Source organism: Acinetobacter sp. 789_lipA (genome assembly GCF_058242845.1).
This window is the reverse complement of the sequence record NZ_JBZAYS010000001.1, coordinates 496727-519406: the sequence shown is the minus strand read 5'-3', so window position 1 is coordinate 519406 and position 22680 is coordinate 496727. Positions and strand designations below refer to the sequence as shown.

18 protein-coding genes are annotated in these 22680 nt (G+C 42.2%); 11 read left to right on the top strand and 7 right to left on the bottom strand.

Annotation, left to right across the window (positions count from 1 at the left end):
* Window positions 1-527: 527 nt before the first annotated feature.
* The 3 genes from dinB to mdtD form a co-directional block, all read right to left on the bottom strand.
* Window positions 528-1589 (bottom strand): DNA polymerase IV, encoded by a 1062-nt coding sequence (gene dinB / locus AC4CUZ_RS02415; protein WP_436905378.1) that lies wholly within the window; start codon window positions 1587-1589, stop codon window positions 528-530.
* A 134-nt stretch (window positions 1590-1723) separates the two neighbouring features.
* The gene (locus AC4CUZ_RS02410) at window positions 1724-2509 is read right to left on the bottom strand and encodes a glycoside hydrolase family 25 protein (protein ID WP_436905377.1); all 786 of its coding nucleotides are present in this window, start codon (window positions 2507-2509) and stop codon (window positions 1724-1726) included.
* A 98-nt stretch (window positions 2510-2607) separates the two neighbouring features.
* Window positions 2608-4002, bottom strand: coding sequence for a multidrug transporter subunit MdtD (mdtD, locus tag AC4CUZ_RS02405; RefSeq protein WP_436905376.1), 1395 nt, complete (start codon window positions 4000-4002; stop codon window positions 2608-2610).
* 163 nt (window positions 4003-4165) lie between these two features.
* Here mdtD and AC4CUZ_RS02400 point away from each other — a divergent pair, with 163 nt between their 5' ends.
* Both AC4CUZ_RS02400 and AC4CUZ_RS02395 read left to right on the top strand, forming a co-directional pair.
* Window positions 4166-6070 (top strand): choice-of-anchor I family protein, encoded by a 1905-nt coding sequence (locus tag AC4CUZ_RS02400; protein ID WP_490748040.1) that lies wholly within the window; start codon window positions 4166-4168, stop codon window positions 6068-6070.
* Between the two features lie 165 nt (window positions 6071-6235).
* Window positions 6236-7210, top strand: a complete 975-nt coding sequence (locus AC4CUZ_RS02395) for a hypothetical protein (RefSeq protein ID WP_004692891.1) — start codon at window positions 6236-6238, stop codon at window positions 7208-7210.
* A 50-nt stretch (window positions 7211-7260) separates the two neighbouring features.
* On the opposite strand, the gene AC4CUZ_RS02390 is transcribed toward AC4CUZ_RS02395, so the two are convergent.
* Window positions 7261-8412, bottom strand: a complete 1152-nt coding sequence (locus AC4CUZ_RS02390) for an IS4-like element ISAbe18 family transposase (protein ID WP_490747179.1) — start codon at window positions 8410-8412, stop codon at window positions 7261-7263.
* A gap of 137 nt (window positions 8413-8549) precedes the next feature.
* Window positions 8550-9170: an LOG family protein gene (locus tag AC4CUZ_RS02385; protein ID WP_004692887.1), complete on the bottom strand. Its 621-nt coding sequence runs from the start codon at window positions 9168-9170 to the stop codon at window positions 8550-8552.
* A gap of 335 nt (window positions 9171-9505) precedes the next feature.
* Here AC4CUZ_RS02385 and AC4CUZ_RS02380 point away from each other — a divergent pair, with 335 nt between their 5' ends.
* The 6 genes from AC4CUZ_RS02380 to AC4CUZ_RS02355 all read left to right on the top strand — a co-directional run bounded on the left by AC4CUZ_RS02380 (window position 9506) and on the right by AC4CUZ_RS02355 (window position 18331).
* Window positions 9506-11086 (top strand): TerC family protein, encoded by a 1581-nt coding sequence (locus AC4CUZ_RS02380; protein WP_004978531.1) that lies wholly within the window; start codon window positions 9506-9508, stop codon window positions 11084-11086.
* A gap of 70 nt (window positions 11087-11156) precedes the next feature.
* Entirely contained in the window at window positions 11157-11624 is a 468-nt protein-coding gene (locus AC4CUZ_RS02375; protein WP_148826916.1) for a YchJ family protein, read from the top strand.
* A gap of 59 nt (window positions 11625-11683) precedes the next feature.
* Window positions 11684-12328, top strand: a complete 645-nt coding sequence (locus AC4CUZ_RS02370) for a trimeric intracellular cation channel family protein (protein WP_004692884.1) — start codon at window positions 11684-11686, stop codon at window positions 12326-12328.
* Window positions 12329-12430: 102 nt separating this feature from the next.
* Window positions 12431-13750 (top strand): niacin transporter NiaP, encoded by a 1320-nt coding sequence (gene niaP / locus AC4CUZ_RS02365; protein ID WP_078389578.1) that lies wholly within the window; start codon window positions 12431-12433, stop codon window positions 13748-13750.
* Window positions 13751-14283: 533 nt separating this feature from the next.
* Window positions 14284-16503: a DNA topoisomerase IV subunit A gene (gene parC, locus AC4CUZ_RS02360; RefSeq protein WP_490747178.1), complete on the top strand. Its 2220-nt coding sequence runs from the start codon at window positions 14284-14286 to the stop codon at window positions 16501-16503.
* Between the two features lie 148 nt (window positions 16504-16651).
* Window positions 16652-18331, top strand: coding sequence for an AMP-binding protein (locus AC4CUZ_RS02355; protein WP_114836637.1), 1680 nt, complete (start codon window positions 16652-16654; stop codon window positions 18329-18331).
* A gap of 49 nt (window positions 18332-18380) precedes the next feature.
* On the opposite strand, the gene AC4CUZ_RS02350 is transcribed toward AC4CUZ_RS02355, so the two are convergent.
* Window positions 18381-18761, bottom strand: a complete 381-nt coding sequence (locus AC4CUZ_RS02350) for a hypothetical protein (RefSeq protein WP_005401008.1) — start codon at window positions 18759-18761, stop codon at window positions 18381-18383.
* A 104-nt stretch (window positions 18762-18865) separates the two neighbouring features.
* Between AC4CUZ_RS02350 and AC4CUZ_RS02345 the strand changes: the two genes are divergently transcribed.
* The 3 genes from AC4CUZ_RS02345 to ppa all read left to right on the top strand — a co-directional run bounded on the left by AC4CUZ_RS02345 (window position 18866) and on the right by ppa (window position 21105).
* Window positions 18866-19956, top strand: a protein-coding gene (locus AC4CUZ_RS02345) for an IS4-like element ISAba1 family transposase (protein ID WP_088631513.1) whose coding sequence is annotated in 2 segments (ribosomal slippage) — window positions 18866-19406 and window positions 19406-19956 — 1092 coding nt in all. Because the reading frame shifts where the segments join, the coding sequence is not laid out codon by codon here.
* Window positions 19957-20057: 101 nt separating this feature from the next.
* Window positions 20058-20462, top strand: a complete 405-nt coding sequence (locus AC4CUZ_RS02340; RefSeq protein WP_087014506.1) for an MAPEG family protein — start codon at window positions 20058-20060, stop codon at window positions 20460-20462.
* Window positions 20463-20580: 118 nt separating this feature from the next.
* On the top strand, window positions 20581-21105 hold the full coding sequence (gene ppa, locus AC4CUZ_RS02335; protein WP_114836634.1) for an inorganic diphosphatase: 525 nt from the start codon (window positions 20581-20583) through the stop codon (window positions 21103-21105).
* 102 nt (window positions 21106-21207) lie between these two features.
* On the opposite strand, the gene AC4CUZ_RS02330 is transcribed toward ppa, so the two are convergent.
* Window positions 21208-22521, bottom strand: coding sequence for an OprD family outer membrane porin (locus AC4CUZ_RS02330; RefSeq protein ID WP_005401006.1), 1314 nt, complete (start codon window positions 22519-22521; stop codon window positions 21208-21210).
* Window positions 22522-22680: the final 159 nt, after the last annotated feature.

Here is a 22680-nt window from a genome sequence, read left to right as displayed (position 1 = left end):
GTATGCATCCTGTGTGATGAGTATAAAAATAGAACATAAAAATGTAGTTCAATAGCCTACCACAAACTCATGTATGACAGATGGCTACGATGTTGGCTTTCAATCAGGTGCAGAATTTTACAGCGTGAAGAACTCTATTTATTGTTATAAGTGCATGTGAACAGAGGATGGATTCGATATTTCGACGTGGGAATTACAAAAGATGAAGGAACGCGATTAATAGGTCAATCTTATGCGGACTTTATAACAGTATATTTTAAAATATTGGATTATTCTGATGCTACTAGAGCGCTGCTCTGAAATATAGAGGGGGAATACCATGATAAATATCAGAGATGTCCTGTAATCTTCGGATTTGATCGTCACGCCAATCACAGGACGTATGCTAAAAGTAAAGGTAAGTTTTAGCATCTCAGCGGTTACATGGATAAATGCAGCGCATCATTAGATTACTCTAAAAACACAGTTTGTGAATGCTAAATTGCATTATTTTTGTTCTTTTGGTTAAAAAATGACTGATTGAGCAATCAGTCCGACCACAAAGAGAGCTGGGGTAGAGGCTCTTGAGTCGAAAGTGCATAGACCCCAACACCGATAAGACGAAATTGTTGATCCGGTGTGATTTGCATTTCTTTGAGTAAGATATCTAAGGTCATTTGTAGTTCAGTTTGATGCTTTAATGGCGTTTTGAAGCTTTTACTGTGCTGTAGGGTTTGAAAGTTTTTCAGTTTCAGTTTGACGGTGACACCGCGGGCATACAGTTGCTTTTTCTCTAAGCTTTGCCAGACTTGTGCAATCAACTTGGGCCAAAATGGGAGACACTGTTCAATAGTTAAATCATCATCAAAAGTGGTTTCTTTTGAAATTTGCTGACGTTCTCGTTCCGCTTGTACAGGACGCTCATCAATCCCTTGTGCATATAGATAGAGCTGTTTGCCATACTTGCCAAAATGATGAATCAGGATATTTTCATCCACATGCTGTAAATCACCTAAAGTTTCAAGTTTGAGCGCATGTAATTTTTCTTGCATGACTTTACCTACTCCAGGAATTTTTTTAAGCGGCAAGTGCTGAATAAACTGCTGAACTTGTGAGGGTTTAATTACACAGATACCATTGGGTTTATTCCAGTCCGAAGCAACTTTGGCTAGAAACTTATTCGGTGCAACACCCGCAGAGGCGGTCAGTCTTGTACTCTGAAAAATATCAGCGCGGATGCGTTCAGCAACTTCTGTGGCGCTGGCCAGTTGTTGTAAATTTCCCGTCACATCTAAATAAGCTTCATCTAAGGAAAGCGGTTCAATGAGTGTGGTATAACGCTGAAAAATTGTATGAATTTGCGCTGAGACCGCACGATATTTAGAGAAACTAGGTTCAATCACCACCACTTGAGGACAGCGTTTTTTGGCTTGAGTCATCGACATTGCAGAGCGGAGCCCGTAGCGACGTGCAGGGTAGGATGCAGCTGCAATGACGGCACGAGGGTGGTGTGAAGAAATCACCACAGGTAAATGCTTTAAGTCGGGACGATCAAGTAACTCCACCGAGGCATAGAAGGCATCCATGTCGATGTGAATGATTTTTCGCATGCTGAATTTTAATATTGAAACCTAAGCCAGTATCGCACTATTCAGATCGATTGCGTAGTTCTACATGCGGCATAAGCGACATAGTTTGACTTGGTATTTTAGTATTTGAATTTCAATGCTGAGCTTGGAACTGCTTACTTGATTGGTAAGTTTTGTGGCAGTTGATAAAGTCCTTGGCGCTCTAAAAAGCTGATCCAATCTTGCTCTGAGCCTTGAAATACATTGAGATCTACCAAGGTTGGTATGCCTTTAATTTGACCTTGGCTGGTGTGTTGCCAAAAGGTCCATTTCGGATTGCCTTTGAGCTCAGGTTGGCCTTGATATTCACGAATCCAAAGGGGAGTTTGTTTAAATTCATCGACCAAAACAATATTATAAAATGCTTTAGAGGTATAAAAAATGGGTTGCAAGCCATAGTGTTGATACAGTTGGTCGTGCATGATCTGAATTTCTTTGAGCAGTTGTTCTCTGGTATAGGTATTGATACAGTTGCTGTCATATTCCAAATCAATCACAGGCGGCAAACTATCGGTTTTCTTCGGCACAGTTTCGATAAAGTTCTGCGCCTGAATCTGGCCATCACGGCATAAACGATAAAAATGATAAGCCCCGACCAAAAAGCCTTGTTCACGAGCTTTGAGCCAATTGTCCTGAAATTTACGGTCTTTGAAATCGCCGCCTTCGGTGGCTTTTAAATAGACGAATTTAAACTCTTGGGGAGAAATGGATTGCCATTGGATGTCGCCCTGATGATGAGATACATCAAAGCCTTTTACTGGATACTCTTGGGCAGATGCGACATTGTTCTGCAAGAAAAAATAGGTGATCCCCAGTCCGACACATAGCATCACTACACAGGCAAGTATGTAATAGGGATATGAGGTTTTTGACGGCGTGGAAACTTTTTTTCTTGCGGACATGCTTTTGCAGGTATTGGTTTTTAGCTCATCATCATAGCTCGAATTTGTGGAACTGACCATGATGATTATGGTCAGTGAATGGCAGCACTTTGTATCTGTTATGAATCCACGGTATCTTTGGGGATGTGCCAGAAGATGGCTGCGGTAATCAGGTTAATACAGCCCAAAACAATTAAGGTGTTATGGAATGCCATGACGATGTGATCTGTACCCAAATATGCCGTAAAGACATTAACCAAAGTACCTGCCAGAGCCACACCAATACTCATCGACACCATCATGATCATCGACAAGAAACTGTTGCCACTACTGGCATCTTGTTGCGGTAAATCTTTCAGCGTGAGGGTATTCATAGACACAAATTGCAATGAGTTCAGCATGCCAAAAACAAAGAAATGCAGCGCGCGCAGCCAAGTTGGGGTGTCTGCGGTATTGAGGGCAAAACTGGCGATACATGCACCGACCAACAAGGTGTTAACCAAAAGCACGTGGCGATAACCGAAGCGCTGAATCAAGTGACGAATGATGGGTTTGGAGGCCAGTGAGCCCAGCACTGTTGGAATCATCAAGAGGCCCGTCACAAAGGGTTCAAAACCGAAAGCTACTTGGAGCATGAGTGGCATTAAAAAGGGCATAGCATTGCCACCGAGGCGAGCAAAGAAGTTACCTAAAATACCCACGGCATAAATGCGGTTACGAAATAGTTTACTGCGAAATAGCGCATTTTGATGTGTATGTGCATGATAGGCATACCAAAGCGCAGTCACCAAGCTCAGTACAATCAGTCCCATACTCCACCATAAAGTCAGGTGCGGACTGGCAAAATTTTCAATCCCTAAAGATAGTCCTGCCATGGTGATCACCAACAGGATAAAACCCCAAAAGTCAAAACGCGGCACATTCTGCTCGGTGACATTCGGCATGGCTTTAAAGCTAATCAGGACCCCTAACAGCCCCATGGGGAGGTTAATCAGGAAAATCCAATGCCATGTACTGACTTCGACCAACCAGCCCCCGAGTGTTGGACCGATCAGTGGGCCAATCAGTCCCGCGAGACTCATCAAACTCATGGCCGATAAGAACTGCGTCCGCGGAATGACCTTGAGCATAGCTAAACGGCCAACAGGGAGCAATAATGCACCACCGATGCCTTGCAATACGCGATAGAACAATAACTCATTTAAGCTTTCAGAAAAGCCACAGCCCAGTGAGGCAAGAGTAAAAATGATAATGGCACTGAAATAGGTATTGCGCACCCCAAAACGGTCGGCGAGCCAGCCACTCAAGGGGATACAGGCAGCAACGGCAAGCACATAGGCCACCACCACGCTATGCATTTGCAGCGGGTCTTCATTCAAACTGGCTGCCATAGCCGGTAGGGCGGTATTCACAATGGTGGTATCTAAGCCTTGCATAAAAAAGCCAATCGAAACCAGAAGTACCAAAAGACGGTACTCAGGAGCGAGTGCTTGATGGGTCGGCGTTTGGTTCATAGATACAACAAAGTGAAATTTTTAAACAGTTTAGCTTAATTTAAGTTGGACTGTTGTTGCGAATGTGCATTTATCACATGCCATCAAATTGACATCTCTACGTCATGTGTTTGCAACGCATGCGTCATACATTGGTTAAATTTGAACCGATATTTAGATCATGATGAATAAAACATATAGTGCTGTCTTTTTAGCATGCATGGGGTTGGGCTTAGCGGGGTGTAATGACAGTGATGATGCGCAAACCATCACATCACCGCCTGTGGTAGAGGAAGCCACGCCGAATAGTATTGAACTGGTTCATCTTGCAAGTTATGAGTCGGGGATATTTGGACAGAGTGCAGCTGAAATCCCTGCCTATGATGCTGCGAGTAAGCGTCTGTTCGTGGTGAATGCACAAAAAGGCATGGTCGATGTTTTAGATTTTTCCCAACCAGCGCAGCCGACATATATCCAATCTTTGGATGCCAAAACTTATTTAGCCAACTCCGAAGTGAATAGTGTCGCGGTGCATAATGGCATCGTGGCGCTTGCGGTTCAGGCTGAGGATAAAACCCAAACGGGTATTGTGGCTTTCTTTAAAGCACAGGATCTCTCTTTTATCAGCCAAGTCAACGTGGGGGCTTTGCCAGATATGTTGACCTTCACGCCTGATGGTCGAAAAGTACTGGTAGCGAATGAAGCGGAACCGAATGAAGGGTATCAAGTCGATCCCGAAGGTTCGGTCAGTATTATTGATATTTCAGATATTCAAAAACCAACAGCAACCATTGCGGGCTTCCAAGCATGGAATGATCGTAAACAAGACTTATTAGATGTAGGCATTCGTATTTTTGGCCCAGACATCAGTCAATACCCAAATGTTGCTAACGTAGGTATTCAAACGACCACCGTTGCACAAGACCTAGAGCCTGAGTACATCGCAGTCAGTGCTGATGGTAAAAAAGCATGGGTTAGTTTGCAGGAAAACAATGCGATTGGGGTTTTAGACCTAGAAAAAAATCAATTTGTTGATCTTTTCCCGATGGGCTACAAGGACCATAGTTTGCCTGAAAATGCCTTGGATGGAAGTGACCGTGACTGTGCTATTGGTCAAGACTCTTTGGGACGTAGTATTACAGAATGTGCAAAAGATGCAGGCATGATTAATATTCGCTCTTGGCCGGGGCTATATGGCATGTATATGCCCGATGCCATTGCATCATACCAAGCCAACGGTAAAACCTATTTGGTCACGGCCAATGAGGGGGATGCCCGTGAATGGCTAAGGGATGAAGCCAAATACTTTGAAGGCGGGGACTTAAATGCTGGTTATGCTGAAGAGATACGCATCAAACATTTGTTTAAAAAAGCAGGTTTTGACGCTAAAGGTGATTATGCAGCGCATTTACGTCAGCTTGCACCAGGCGTAAAAGGGGCGAAATTAAACCCCGAGGTGTTTAAACCTTGTCAAACGGCTGACGCAACAGAAGTCTGCGCGGATAATTTAATTAAAGATTCACAAATTGGACGTTTGACCATTAGTTGGACGCAAGGTTATCAAAAAGATCCACTAACAGGTCTACCGAAGCTAGATGAAAATGGTCGTCTGACTTATGACAAATTATACGCCTATGGTGGCCGTTCGGTGAGTATTGTCGACCCTGAAACCAAGCAGATTGTGTGGGACTCGGGGAGTGAGTTTGAGCGAAAAATTGCGGAGTTGTTTCCACATCAATTTAATAGCAATCATGAAGCATTTAAATTTGATGACCGTAGTGATAATAAAGGCCCTGAACCTGAAGGCGTGACTTTGGGTAAAATTGGTGAAAAGACCTTTGCCTTTATTGGACTTGAGCGTGCCAGTGGCATCATGGTGTATGACATTAGCAACCCGAATCAGGCTAAATTTGTTCAGTATCTGAACCATCGCAATACCAATGAAACAGAAGTCACGAAGCAAGGTGACTTAGGCCCAGAAGGTTTGATCTTCATCGCGGCGAAGAATTCACCCAATGGTCACCCGCTGCTGGTGGTGGGAAATGAAGTTAGTGGTAGTACGGCAGTTTATGAAGTCAAACTCAATTAAAAAACTGAGTTTTGAATTTGAAAAAAGAGCACTACGGTGCTCTTTTTTATGGCGCTACAAAAAATATATGACAGGGATGTCATGAAAATGAAATAAAACCGTCATAATCTTTGGCAAACGTCCAAGGGCACTGTCTTGGAATAAATTATTCAAAAGGTTGGTTTTATGACAATCGAAATTTTGATGGTGATAGGCTTCTGTTTAGCCGCTTATTCTATCGTCGGAAATGATGTGCCACAGACATTAGGTACGTTTATTTCATCCAATGCACATCGTCCATGGTGGGTGCTTTGGCTCTTTATCAGTACCATTTTGGTGGTGGTGTTGATTTATGGTTGGTATGCATCCGGTGTGGGTGATGCATCATATGGCCGTTTAGAAACGATTCCTTTTCCTGAGGGTGGGGTCACGTGGCTCTATATTGTGCCACCGATTTTACTGTTATTTTTAACCAAATACGGAATTCCCGTCAGTACCACTTTCTTGGTTTTAACCATTTTCTCGCCTGCAAGTTTAGGCTCGATGATGGTGAAATCGATGATGGGCTATGCGGTGGCCTTTGTGGTTGCGATTATTGTCTATCGTTTTGTGATGCGACAAGTCGCAAAGTATTTTGCAAAAACCCGTAATCAAGAACCGTCGCATATTTGGATCGGACTACAGTGGGTCTCTACGGCTTTTCTGTGGAGTCAGTGGCTGATTCAAGATTTGGCCAATATTTTTGTCTATGTACCCCGTCAAGTGCCGTTTTCATTTCTACTGTTTGCCATCACGGTCTTTGTGGTGTTGTTGGCGGTGATTTTGTACCAACGCGGCGGTGCGATTCAGAAGATTGTCGATACCAAAACAGGTGTCACCGATATTCGTGCAGCGACTATTATTGACTTTATGTATGCCCTGATTTTGTTGGTCTTCAAAGAGTGGAGCAATATTCCAATGAGTACCACATGGGTATTCTTAGGTTTACTTGCAGGTCGTGAGTTTGCAATGTCGATGATTTTTGATGAAGTGAACAAACACCGCACTTCGCGTAACGTCAGTAAAGATGCGATGAAATTGATGTTTGGCTTAGCCATGTCGGTGATTTTGGCGACCACACTGCCGTGGTTCTATAATTTTGTCACCCATTATGGGCAATAACCGCACATGTTAAAAAAGCGAGCTCTAGGCCATTGCTGTCCCACAATTTTTCACAAGAGGAAGCTCAAATGAGCTTCCTCTTGTTTTATGGGTATTTTATCGGGTGAAAATAAAGCTTTTAAAGTTCTTCTTTCAAACAAATTCACTTGAATTATTCTGAGTAAACGTTGAACTGTCCAACCTGTTTTTCCTAAATGTTGAGCGAAACTCACCAATAAATAGGCGAACATCGCAATCCAGATTTGTGTCTGAATTGCGTTCCTGCTGCGGCCTAGAAACGCTTTTAATTTGAGATTCTGCTTAATCGCCTTAAAGAACAGCTCAACTTTCCAACGATCTTTATAAATCGCCGCAATGGTGGAGGCGGCTAAATGAAAGTTATTGCTGAGAAAGCTAAAGTGCTTGCCACTTTGCTGATCTCTATATTCAATTCTTCTTAACACTGGGGCTTTTCTTTTTAGGGCATGTGCGCTATTCAGCTGAATGGTTTCATCTTTTAGAATACCTTTGGATTCAAGCACTGGATGTTGCTGGATCACCTGATACACAGATTTAGGCCTAAAACGTGTGACAAATCCAATGTTTTGAGCAGTCAGATTTGCATACCACTGGTAATCGACATAGCCTTTATCAAAAACTACAATGCTGCCAGCAGGAAACTGGAATTTGCGGCCTTGTACCATGTCATTTTCTTTGCCATTTTCAACTGCAACAAACTCAGGAATATCATTGCTGTGATTCAATCCTATACTGAGTTTCATGCTGGCTTTTGAGTCGTGAACTTTGGCCCATTCACATAGGGAAAGCGACAGGTCAATATGACTGGCATCCAAGGAATACAAGGGATTCTTAAAGCGAAATTTATGAGCTACTTTTGAGTGTTCATAGTATTTAAGCAACTTGTAAAATAGCTGTTGATACAAGGCAGCAGGCTGCTGCTCATTGATTCGTGCCAGCGTGCTTCGGGGAATAGACTTTGCTCCGAGATGACTTAGCTTTTCCTGTTGGCACTCCAAATTGGATTGAATATCTCTCAGACTTTGCCTACAAGAGAATTGAGACATCAATATGGCAATAAACTGATCCCACCGGGAAGCGGCTCTAAATTTCTGTCCAACATGGTGTACTTTAGCAAGTTGTTCAAAATCCTGTCGCACAACAGGTTTAATTAGCTCATGAAATACGGTATTCTGATGTGACAAAACCTGAATCCTGGTCGTTAAAGTGTTTGTTTGCACTCATATTTTAACTGTTAGGACTCAGGTTTTTTTATTTAAAGCAAACTATGGGACAGCAGTGAGCTCTAGGCTCGCTTTTTTTATAGCATTAAGAACGGGATTTAAATGGCAAAGTGTGCTGGACTGCCGAGGTTGGCAATGGCTGAATAAATCTGTTCAGCATGGTTGCATACAATTACTTTTGCGCGGTGTTGTGGCGGTAGAAAACCTTCTTCTACTGCATGATCCAATTGTGTAATCAGTGCGTCATAAAAACCATTGACGTTATAAATCATCATCGGTTTTTGGTGTTGGTTCAGTTGTCCCCAGGTTGCCACTTCTAAAATTTCTTCAAAAGTGCCTAAACCACCGGGTAGTGCGACAAAGGCGCTTGCACGTTCGGCCATTAAGGCTTTGCGCTCATGCATGGTTTGTACAACATGTAATTCGGTCAGTTGGTGATGCGCAATTTCATAATCCAGCATAAATTCTGGAATGACGCCGACTGCTTCACCGCCGTGGCTAATCATGGCATCGGCCACTTGTCCCATGAGGCCAATGCTGGCCCCCCCATAAACCAGACCAAAACCCTGTTTAGCTAAACCTTGTGCCAGTGCAATCGCTTTTTCTTGATAAATCGGTTTATTGCCTGAACGAGAACCGCAGTAAAGTGCGATCAGAGGTTGAGTGGTTTGAACGTTTACTTCAGTGTTGAGAGAGGATATTTTTAATTCACTATTCATGGCGTATGTTTTTACCTTTTGCTTTATCTACTTTTTCTTTCTTAGTTTAAGCAAGAAATGTGACGGCAAGCTGTATTTAATCTAACAATCGGGTAATAATTTGTTAAATCTTTTAAAACAGTGCGCTTTTGAAAAAAAGATGAATTTCATGTAGATCTTGCCTATACTTATTTCCTGTTTTACAACACAAGAACGAACATGGGTAGTGGTAGTTGTCGCTCAAGACATCTTCAGTTTTCCGAAAAAAAATTACAGCCATTGGTGCTGAATCTTCCTTTTCATCCGCTTAAGTTGCGTTATGCACCGTATATTTCCCCTCGACAGGAGCAGATCACATGATATTTGAATGGATGTCTGATCCTTCTGCGTGGGTGGGGTTACTCACTTTAGTGGTGCTGGAAATTGTGCTGGGGATTGATAACTTGGTTTTTATTGCGATTTTGGCGGAGAAACTTCCACCAGAACAACGCAATACGGCTCGAGTTGTTGGTTTGATCCTTGCACTCTTAATGCGTTTGGTGCTGTTGGCCTCAATTGCTTGGGTGGTGACACTGACCGAGCCGCTGTTCCATATCTTCGATCATCCTTTCTCAGGACGGGATTTGATTCTTCTGTTTGGTGGGGTGTTCTTACTATTTAAAGGCACCATGGAACTGCATGAACGTATTGACGCCAAAGTGGTTCAGAAAGAAGAAAGTCCAGCCAATGCTGTGTTTTGGATGGTGATCGTTCAGATTGTAGTTTTGGATGCTGTGTTTTCCTTAGATTCGGTGATTACCGCAGTCGGTATGGTTAAACACCTGTCTGTGATGATGATTGCGGTGATTATCGCCGTGGGCATTATGCTGTGGGCATCGAAAGCCTTGATGGAATTTGTCAACAAACATCCGACCGTGGTGATTTTGTGTCTCGGCTTCTTGATGATGATCGGTTTCTCATTGATTGTAGAAGGTTTTGGTTTCCATATTCCAAAAGGCTATTTATATGCCGCGATTGGTTTCTCGGTAATTGTTGAATTCATCAACCAAACCATGCGCCGGAATCAAGAAAAAATGGTCACTACCACAGACCTTCGCTATAAAACTGCATCTGCGGTGCTGCGAATGTTGGGCGGTAAAAGTAGTGATCATGCCTCTGAGCCTGAAGATGTCCTGGCAACTCGCGCTTATGCGGATGAAGTGTTTGATCCTGAAAATGGGGTCTATCATAGTGTCTTGGTACAAGGGGTGCTGGGTTTGTCTGAACGTCCAGTGAAGTCCGTGATGACCCCACGTCCAGAGTTGGAGTGGATTGATTTAGAGGATGAAGAAGCCTCAATCAAGTCACAACTACTCAGTATTACGCATTCACGTTTAATTGTGGCACGGGGCGAGTTAGACAACATCGCAGGTGTGGTGCTGACCCATAAAGTTTTGAATGAATATATTGAAACGGGTGTACTCGATTTTGATAAACATTTACGTGAGCCTGTGATTGTGCATGAAAATGCACAAGTCCTGATGGTAATGGAACAACTGCGTCAAGCACCGTTACAAATGGCTTTGGTCTTGAATGAATACGGCTCGATTGAAGGGATTGCCACGCCGATTGATGTATTAGAGGCGATTGCAGGGGAGTTCCCTGATGAAGATGCTGAAGACAATGTGGCTGAAAGCTTAGAAGATGGCAGCTTGATGCTCGATGGCTCTACTGATATTCGTCATGTGTCGTTATTGTTGGATCGTGATTTGGTCGACGAGTCTGATCAGTACTCAACCTTGTCAGGCTATATCCTCTTTCATTTAGGTCGTTTACCTGAAAATGGCTCTAGCCTTGAAGCAGATGGCTGTATTTTTGAAGTGGTGACGATGGATGGGCACAAAATTGAAAAAGTGCATGTGATTCCAAAGTCGGATCTGCACAAGGAATCATCTTAAAACAAACCTTAATCTGGTTTGAACAGGTTAAAATAGCTCGCAATGTCGAGCTATTTTTTATGGAAAAATCATGAGTAATGTTGAGTGTCCGTGTGGGCAGGGTGAATATAAGCAGTGCTGTCAGCCTTTGCACTTGGGACAAAGCCGTGCACAGAGTGCTGCTCAACTTATGCGCTCACGTTATAGTGCTTTTGCCAAACAGCAAATTGATTACATTGTGCAAACCACAGCTTTGGGGCAGCAACAGGCTCTAGATGTTGCAGCAATTGCAGAGTGGAGTCGAAGCAACAAATGGTTGAAGTTAGACGTCGTACAGGCCAATGAAAAACTCGATAAAAACCATGCCATGGTCGAGTTCAAAGCCCATTATCATGATGGCACATCGCCACAGATACATCATGAAATTTCACATTTTGTGAAACATGCAGAAGCATGGTATTTTTTAGATCCAACCACTGAAATGCAAATCACAATGAAACAAGCGTGCGTCTGCGGTTCAGGGAAAAAATTTAAACAATGTTGTGCACAATTTTTATAATTTTAAGCAAATTTGGCTTAGAATAGCGCGCATCAATTAGCCTATATGGAATCCAGGCGATGTTACTCACTATTATTTATATTATAGCGATCACAGCAGAGGCAATGACAGGTGCACTGTCGGCGGGTCGGCGTAGTATGGATTGGTTTGGTGTGGTGATTATTGCCTGTGTCACAGCACTGGGCGGAGGTTCTGTCCGCGATGTGTTATTGGGACATTATCCGCTGACTTGGGTCAAGCATCCTGAATATCTGATGCTGACGTGTTTTGCCGCTTTTATGACGATTTTGATTGCTAAGTGGATGCGCCATTTACGCAACATTTTCTTGGTCCTCGATGCTCTGGGCCTGATCGGTTTTACCATCATCGGCTGTCAAATTGCCTTAGAAATGGGACATGGTTTTGTGGTATCTGCAGTTGCAGGGGTTCTGACAGGAGTCTCAGGCGGTATCTTGCGTGATATTTTGTGTAATGACGTCCCTTTGGTGTTCCGCCGTGAGCTGTATGCCAGTATTTCTTTTGTCGCGGTGATTTTCTATTGGGGCTGCATTCAGCTCGGTTTATCACTTGAGCTGACTGTGATTTCGACTTTGATCTTTGGTTTTAGCTTACGTCTAATCGCGATTTACTTTGGCTTAGAAATGCCGAAATTCATTTATCAAGATGATGATGAGCAATCGGCTTCCTCGAAAGATGCGAGCTAAAATAACGGCGATTTGACCGCCTTGTTTATATAAAAAAGCACATAATGATAAAGCCTGTTGAGAAAGCAGCCCGCTATCTTTTCCCGCTTTAGAGGCCGAGCTATGGATTTAGTTTCTCGCATACAACGCTTACCGATCGGTAAATTTCACTACACCCTGTTGTGGGTCATTGGTTTGGGCTGGATGTTCGATGCCATGGACACGGGGCTGATTTCTTTTATTTTGGCAAAAATGGCTGAAGACTGGCACATGAGCCCAACCGAAAAAGGTTGGGTGGTCTCCATTGGTTTTGTCGGAATGGCGATTGGTGCTGTGTGCTCAGGTGGTCTGGCCGATCGTATTGGGCGCAAAACAGTTTTTGCCGCGACCCTAGTGATTTACAGTTTAGCGACGGCAGCCTGTGCTTTTGCCCCGAACTTAACGTGGTTGTTGGCGTTTCGTTTTATTGTGGGTTTAGGCTTAGGTGGACAGTTGCCAGTAGCGGTGACCTTGGTCAGTGAATACATTCCTGCGCAGGTGCGTGGGCGTTTTATCGTGCTGCTAGAAAGTTTTTGGGGTCTAGGTTGGCTTTGCGCTGCATTGGTGGCGTATTTTGTGATTCCAAAATTTGACTGGCATATGGCTTTCTTAATCGGTGGGATTCCTGCACTGTACGCCATTGTGATTTGGTTCAAGGTGCCTGAGTCAATTCCTTATCTCATCAACCGTGGTCGCATTGTGGAAGCGCATGCTTTGGTGCAGCAGATTGAACGTCAATGCGGTGTGGAAGTCGTTGAACATATCATCGTTAAACCGGTGGCAGAGAAAAAGACCGTGTCTTTTACCCAGCTCTGGTCGGGGGCATTTGCGCGTAGAACCTTGATGTTATGGTTGATTTGGTTTGGTATTGTCTACTCGTATTATGGCATTTTTACATGGTTACCGAGTTTGCTAGTGAAGCAGGGGTATAGCATTGTTCAGTCTTTTGAATATGTCTTGGTGATGATTTTGGCACAGCTGCCAGGCTATGTGGCCGCAGCATGGCTGGTCGAAAAGCTGGGACGTAAAGCAACCTTGGCTGGTTTTATTGGCATGTGTGCAGTTTCCGCGTATTTCTTTGGTCAAGCTGATACTGTGAGCATGATCATGTTCTGGGGTTGTTTGATGTCATTCTTTAACCTCGGTGCATGGGGCGTGTTGTATACCTATACCCCAGAGCAATATCCAACCAATATCCGGGCTTTTGGTTCGGGCTGGGCATCGGCCATTGGTCGTATGGGCGGCATTGTCGCACCGATGGTGGTGACGCATATGATGGTACAGAGCAATGGATTTAGTGCGATTTTCATGATGTTTACCGCGGTATTGCTTGCGGTGGCAGCGGTAATTTTGATTTTGGGTGAAGAGACCAAAGGCAAAACATTGGAAGAAATTGGACTGTAATTTAGTCCATGCTGAAGATTGAGCGTCAGATGTGCTGAGACTCTCAGTCTTCAATACACTTCCAGATAAAATCTAGATGATAGATTTAAAATAACCGATAACCAGATCCAACTCAGCAATAAGAATTCAATCTGCTTGGCCAAAGTGTGGCTTCTCAACGTTGTATTTTGATAGCTGAAGATCTTATTAATGATGAGACCTTTTTAATACTCACTGCTTGATTGATACAATATACCCGATTCGTTGTGTCGGATTTTGGATGAGGATGGGCAAATTTTTTGTCGATCGTATCGATCAAGTTGAAAAGACTGAAGTTGCTTAACTATTTTCATTGATGAGCAGAGATGAACACAGGAACTGAACTTCAAAATAATTAGTTGCTCATTTTAAAAAAAATGGATAATTTTACGACACTAGGAACATCTAAAGACGCAATTTGTCGTAGTGGTGTACGCTTTCACTTGTATAGGCAGAGCCTGCGACATAGCATAAGAACTTAAACAAAAAACGATTAATTAGGATGACAGGTTGTTATGACGAACCTTGCGCATCAAGCGACAGAAAACCGTTCCGTAGCAGAATTTACTGAACAAGCATATCTCAATTACGCCATGTACGTGATCATGGATCGTGCCTTACCGCATATCAGCGATGGCTTAAAACCTGTACAACGCCGTATTGTGTATGCCATGAGTGAATTGGGGCTGAAACACAGCGGTAAACCCAAAAAATCTGCGCGTACCGTTGGCGATGTACTCGGTAAGTATCACCCGCATGGTGATTCGGCCTGCTATGAAGCGATGGTGCTGATGGCGCAGCCTTTTAGTTATCGTTATCCGTTTATTGAAGGTCAAGGTAACTGGGGTTCTCCCGATGATCCGAAATCATTCGCTGCGATGCGTTATACCGAAGCCAAATTATCTCAGTATAGTGAAGTACTTTTGTCTGAACTGGGACAGGGAACTTGTGACTGGCAGGATAACTTTGATGGTTCGATGAAAGAGCCTGTGACTTTACCTGCACGTATTCCGAATATTTTGTTAAATGGCACTACGGGCATTGCGGTTGGTATGGCTACGGACATTCCACCACACAACCTGCGTGAAGTCGTGAAAGGCACCATTGCCTTAATTCGTAATCCAAATCTAGGCGATGAAAAAGTTGCAGAATATATTCCTGCACCCGATTTGCCGACCAGAGCAGAAATTATTACGCCGTCTGAAGAGCTGTTAAAAATACAAAGCACAGGTCGGGGCAGTTACCGTATGCGTTCGGTGTATCGCATCGAAAAAAATGAAATTGTGATCACGGACTTGCCTTATCAAGTGTCAGGCTCCAAAGTTATTTCGCAAATTGCAGATCAAATGCAGGCGAAAAAACTGCCTTTGGTGAGCGATGTACGAGATGAATCGGATCATCAAAACCCAACCCGTTTGGTAATTGTACTGCGTTCAAATCGGATTGATGCTGAAGCAGTGATGAGTCACCTTTTTGCCACCACCGATCTTGAGTCGAGCTATCGGGTCAATATGAACATGATTGGTGCGGATGGCCGTCCACAAGTGAAATCGATTCGTCGTATTTTGCTGGAGTGGATTGAAATTCGAAAGGAAACCGTCACCCGTCGTCTGCAATATCACCTGAATAAAATTGAAAAACGCTTACATATTTTGGGCGGTTTGATTATTGCCTATTTAAATATTGATGAAGTGATTCGTATTATTCGTGAAGAAGAACAGCCCAAAGCGGAGTTGATGTCACGTTTTAATATTGATGACATTCAGGCCGAAGCCATTTTAGAACTCAAGTTACGTCATTTGGCTCGACTTGAAGAAATGGAAATGCGCCGTGAGCAAGAAGAGTTAGAAGCCAAAGCTGCACTGATTCGTGAACAGTTGGCTAATCCAGAGTCTTTAAAAGCTTTAATCATCAATGAACTCAAAGATGATGCGAAAAAATACGGCGATGACCGTCGTTCACCAATCGTGCATCGTGCAGAAGCGACGGCGATGAGTGAGCAAGATTTCATGCCTGCTGATCCTGTGACCGTGGTCTTGTCTGAAGCGGGGTGGATTCGCTCAGCCAAAGGTAATGAAGTTGATGCCGAAAACCTGAACTTCCGTGCAGGCGATCAATACCTCAGTCATGCACAAGGTAAATCGAATCAGCGCGTGTATGTGCTGGATGAGTCAGGACGTAGTTATGCACTAGCCATTAATAGCCTACCGTCCGCACGTGGTCTGGGAGAACCGTTGAGTTCAAAATTATCCCCAGCCAGTGGTGTTGGTTTTAAACAAGTCTTCATTGCTGATGATGAAACCGAAGTCATAGCGCTAAGTAGTAAAGGATATGGTTTTAAAACACAGGCAAAACAGTTAGATACCAATGCAAAAGCAGGTAAAGCCTTCCTGACTTTACCTGAAAATGCCACAGTTATGCCGTTAACCAGTGTTGATCAGGCCACCCATTTGGCGTTATTGACCTCAACGGGTCGTTTGTTGATTTTAGAGTTGTCAGAGTTGCCTGTTTTAAATAAAGGTAAAGGTAATAAATTGATACAACTTGAAGAGAAAGATCAAATTGTATTCATGACAAGATTAACGCTAGATGAAATACTGCAAGTCGTTGCAGGACAGCAGCAATTAAAATTGAAGGGTGATGACTTGCAAAAATACATAGGCAAAAGAGCATCAAAAGGGCAGTTATTACCACGTGGTTATCAAAAAGCAAATAAACTGTTAGTTCAGAGATAAAACTAGCATCCATTGATCAAAATACGTTATATATGGTATGTATGCGGGAAATGGATGCAGTATTAAGCAACAGAAGTTAAATAAAGAGCGCTTAATATTGAGAACAATAGTTGAAATTTAAGGATTACTGATAGGAGAATCGGGCGATATGGAAAAAATTTGGTTCGCAGAATACCAAAAAACGGGGATTCCAGAGACTGTAGAATTGCCACCAGAAAACACGTCATTAGTAGATGTTTTTGAACGAAATTTCCAAAAATTTGGCTCTCGTGATGCTTTTATCTTTATGGATAAAGTGCTCACTTTTAATGAGTTAGAAGAAGCAAGCCGTAAATTTGCAACGTATTTACAAAGTTTGGGTCTAGCAAAAGGCTCACGTGTCGCTGTAATGATGCCGAACGTTCTTCAGTATCCTATTGTTGCTTTGGGTGTATTCCGTGCAGGTTTAGTATTGGTTAACGTCAATCCACTGTATACCGCGCGTGAACTTGAACATCAGTTAAATGACTCGGGCTCAGAAGTTTTGGTGATCATCGAAAACTTTGCCTCTGTTTATCAAGCGATTAATGGTAAAACCCCAGTTAAACATGTTGTGATTGCTTCTGTAGGGGACATGTTGGGTGCATTAAAAGGCACACTGGTGAACTTTGTATTACGTTCTGTGCGTAAGCAAATTCCAGCATGGAATATTCCTGGCCATATTCGCTTTAATGCGGCAATGTCGAAAGTTAGTGCGAGTAACTATAAGCGCCCGAACTTAACATTAAGTGACACAGCCGTGCTTCAGTATACTGGCGGCACTACAGGGGTATCTAAAGGTGCAGAACTGACGCATCGCAACCTTGTGGCGAACATGTTGCAGTGTGACGGTATTTTCCAAAGTAAATTTGGTGCACAAGATGGTCAGCCTGATGACCGCATTTTCTGTGCACTACCGCTATATCATATTTTTGCGTTCATGGTTTGTGCGATGTACGGTATGTACAAAGGCCAAGCCAACGTTTTGATTCCAAACCCGCGTGATTTACCTGCGGTGATGAAAGAATTACGTAAATATCAACCGTCATTCTTCCCAGCAGTGAATACACTATTCAATGCTTTAGTGAACAATGAAGAGTTTAAGCAACTCGACCACAGCAAATTGAAAATGGCGATGGGTGGTGGTATGGCTGTCCTTCCTTCTACAGCAGAAGCGTGGAAGCGAATTACTGGAACCAACATCATTGAAGGTTATGGTCTATCTGAAACTTCACCTGTGGCAACGGCAAATCCGCCAGCGTCAGAAGAATTTAGCGGCACAATTGGTATTCCATTGCCATTAACTGAAGTTGCAATTTTGGATGATGATGGGAAGGAAGTTGCACTGGGTGAACAAGGTGAGATTTCAATCCGTGGTCCACAAGTGATGCGTGGCTATTGGAACCGTCCAGATGAAACGGCTAAAGTGATGACTGAAGATGGTTTCTTCCGTACGGGTGACATTGGTGTCATGGACCCTCGCGGCTATGTGAAAATTGTAGACCGTAAGAAAGACATGATTTTGGTGTCAGGCTTTAACGTTTACCCTTCAGAAATTGAAGAAGTGGTTTCAAAGCATCCGAAAGTATTGGAAGTAGCTGCCATTGGTGTACCTGATGAAAAATCAGGTGAAGTACCAAAACTCTTTGTGGTGAAGAAAGATCCATCTTTAACCACAGAAGAAGTATTGGCATTCGCGAAAGAGAACTTAACGGGTTACAAACGTCCGCGTTATGTTGAATTCTTGGATGAGTTACCGAAATCAAACGTAGGTAAAATCCTACGTAAAGATTTACGTAAAACAGCTTAAGTTCAAATAAAAAAAAGCGCCATCAGGCGCTTTTTTTTCATGTTCGCATTTAATTTTTCATTAACCAGCGGTCGATATAGGGACGGCCAATGCCCAAGATGCCAACAAAGGTCAGCATCGTACCGCACTGACGACTAAAGGCTGGGAAAGCAAAACTACCAAAGCTCAGGACATTATCGATCAGACAATAGACGGTCACTGCAAGCAACCAAGACCATAGGTTTTGACGTTTAATCCCGACCATCCAAAATGCAATGATCAGCATGACCAGTGTGCCAAGAGTCGAACCAATATTCATATTGGCACAAATGACCGCCAATAAAAAAGCCGTAACGGGAAGCACAATCTTTAAAACACGATCCACTTGGCGTTGATGTTGGCGCTGAATTTCGAGCACGTCGAACATTTCTTTTTGATCAGGGCTAGCCATGCTGGAGTCTCATCGGGAAATTATAAAAACACTCTCTGTACACGACAAAAATAGATAACTCATTGAAATAATGTCATAATAATTGTTTTCTAACGACGAATACTATGACACATCTCAATGAGTTATATCTTATCTTAAACAAATATCTAAAATGGAACAAGTCACATTTAAAGTGCTTTGCGCTCATCATGCTTGTGATTATTTTAAAGCAAACATGTAATCTTTCTTCTGCATCTAAAGCCTTGCCCATCAAGTGCTTACCACAATCATTTTATCGACGTATGCAGCGCTTCTTTGCAGGTCAGTATTTTGATTATCGTCAAATTTCTCAGTTGATTTTCAATATGTTTTCATTCGACCAAGTGCAACTGACTTTAGATAGAACCAATTGGAAATGGGGAAAACGAAATATTAATATCCTGATGCTCGCAATCGTTTATCGTGGAATAGCGATACCTATCCTTTGGACATTGCTTAATAAACGTGGAAATTCAGATACGAAAGAGCGTATTGCTTTGATTCAACGCTTTATAGCCATTTTTGGTAAAGACCGTATTGTGAATGTGTTCGCAGACAGAGAGTTTATCGGTGAGCAGTGGTTTACATGGTTAATTGAACAAGACATCAACTTCTGCATTCGTGTTAAAAAAACTTCATTGTCACCAATCATTTAGGAAAGAATCATAAAATTAGTGATTTATTTCGCCATCTTAAAGTTGGTCAAATTGAATGTCGTAAACGACGGATTTTGGTTGGTCGGGTGAAACTATATATAAGTGCACTACAGTTAGAAAATGGAGAGCTTTTACTCGTCGTTTCTCCTCAGTTTAATGCCAATGCTATTCAGGATTATGCATTACGCTGGGAAATTGAAACCTTATTCAGTTGTCTCAAAGGACGCGGGTTTAATCTTGAAAATACGCGCTTGACAGACCCTAGACGAGTGAAAAAATTGATTGCGGTGTTAGCTATAAGCTTCTGTTGGTGTTACTTAACGGGTGAATGGCAACATGATCAAAAAAAAGTGATAAAAATAAAGAAGCATGGACGACTCTCAATGAGTTTATTTCGCTATGGTTTAGACTATGTTCAAATGGCGATTCAGCGTTTAATTGGTTTTGGGAAAAAAGAAGAGTTTAAGGAAATTTTGGCAATTTTAAGAAGGCAGAACCCTGATAGGATAAGGGTTCTGTGAAATTTGTCGTGTACAGAGAAAAACACTATAATTTAACCAAATTTATCCTCGGAATGCCATGCTATGATAGCCTTCGAAATGATCTTGATGAGAAAAAACCAATGCAAAGCATTAGCGGGATTATTTATCTCATTTTAATTGCTTGTTTACTGCCTTACGTATTTACAATCATTGCTAAAAAAACAGCAGGATTTCGCGCCAAAGATAATCAACATCCGCGCGAATTTCTCGCCAAAACGACTGGTCTGGCAGCACGTGCCAATGCGGCACAGCAAAATAGCTTTGAGAGTTTACCGTTATTTATTGCCGCCATCTTAATGGCTGAATATATGGTGATTCCGCAAGTGGTCACCATGACCTTTGGTATTGCCTATCTTGTCTTTCGAGTGGTGTATGGTATTTGCTATTTGGCCAACTGGTCGACACTCCGTACGATCGTTTGGCTGTTGTCACTATTGTGTCCTATTTGTTTATTATTGTTGGTCATTCGACTGACGATGGGCTAAGTGCGAAACATACATATTTTCACCCAGTGGATGTATAATCGCAGAAATATTTTTTTCTCAAAAACCGTTATAATCGATGCGGTTTTTTAAAAGATTTAACTTGTTAAAGAGTGATGTTATGAGCTACAGCAATATCCCTGCGGGTAAAGATGCACCGAACGATATCTACGTGATCATCGAAATTCCTGCAAATGCAGCACCAATCAAATATGAAATTGATAAAGATTCGGATGCACTTTTTGTAGATCGTTTCATGGGTACAGCAATGTTCTACCCAGCGAACTATGGTTATGTACCAAACACCTTGTCTGAAGATGGTGACCCATTAGATGTACTTGTTGTAACGCCGCATCCAGTTGAACCAGGCTCAGTAATTCGTTGCCGTCCTGTGGGTAAATTGAACATGGAAGATGACGGTGGTATCGATGCGAAATTAATCGCAGTTCCACACGACAAGTTAACGCCAATTTATAAAGATATTAAAGAGTACACGGATCTTCCTCCGTTACTGATCCAACAAGTTGAACACTTCTTCGCGCACTATAAAGACTTAGAGCCAGGGAAGTGGGTTAAATTAACAGGTTGGGAAGGTTCTGAAGTTGCTAAGCAAGAAGTGCTTAAAGCAATTGAAGCAGCAAAATAAGCCTGTCTATGAAGCCTCGATTGAACTGTGTTTGATTGAAGGCTTCAATAAAAAACCTGCACAATGTGCAGGTTTTTTATTAGATTAGCTTTTCCGTAGAAATTAGAAGAATTTCACAGGAATGTCTAACCAAACACGCCATTCGTTGGTGTCACCAATGTATGCATTTGTTTGATATTCATCACTTGCACGGTAGTACGAATGACGTAAACGTAAGCTCGCATCTTTAGCAAAACCAGATTGAACTGTATATTTCACTTGGTTAAAGAATTCATGCTCTTGCGCATCATTCGTCATATCTTTGACTTTGATATCCCAACCGTATACAAATGCAGTTGTCCAGTTTAGACCTGGTAATATACCTAATTTACCAAAATCAAGACTGTACTGGATTTGGGCAGATTTTTCATCGTTACCAATAAAGTCAGAAAGGTATGAGTTTGGAAGGTATATACTTTGGAAGCCATCAGCATTTTGACCATAGTCATAACCAACATTACCACTGTTTTGTTGGTATGCAACCATGATGTTATGTGCGCCAGTATTATAAGCTGTAGAAAGAGCCCAAATATCATTCTTACGATCTGATAAGTTATCAGTGGTTTGTGAATAAGTATTTGCTGCTTCATCAAACTTAGTATGATAAGCACTTAAATCGTAAGTTAATGAACTGTCATTCGCTAAAGGCTGTTTAAAGTTCACATTTACATAATGACGTTCAAGAGCATTTTTGCTGTCTAAGCCATAATAAGATGCATTTAAATTGTCATCAAATTTGTACTTAGCTCCCCAAACAATTGCACGATCAAGACCATTGCCATTGACGTCAGCATCGGTTTTGATTTGATCAGACATTTGGTTCTTAGTAAATTTACCAGCAACAATTTCAAGATTCTTGATTTCGTGGCTAGTTAATAAAGTACCTGTAAAATATTCAGGAACCATACGTCCAGTATTACTTGCAAGAACAGGTAAATCGAGTACTTGAGTACCATAACGCACTTCAGTATTTGAAATACGCGCTTTGACGATACCGCCACCACGAGCCCAGTGGTCATAAGCATCAACATGGCCATTTGAATCTTTTGCACCATTGTTGTGCAATGGAATCATTTGGTTGCCAGCATGGTTATTTTCGCCTAATTTGAACGAACCATCACCAACTACGCCTAAACCAAACCCAACGATACCTTTGGTATAACCAGACTCAATTTTAACTATTGCGCTTTGAGCTGCTGAACTTGTATCAGCTACACCATTTTTCTTGTCACGACTTAAATAACCAGTACGAAATAACACTGATCCTTCAGCGTCCTCAACGAAACCTTTAGATTCGCTTTGCTCACTCGCAAAAGCTGTTGATATAAGTGCAGTTTGTACTAAAACTGCTAATGCTAATTTTTTTGTGTTTTGCATTGGGGAGCGAACCTTATACAAATTGGATGGAAAGAGAACAGCAATTGTATAAGTAATCGCTGAAAAATTGTCATTTTTATTTAACATATTCAACTAAAGTAATGCATTTTTTTGTAAGTGATATGTTTGAAATATTTTAATTTTGGTTAAAATATTCAG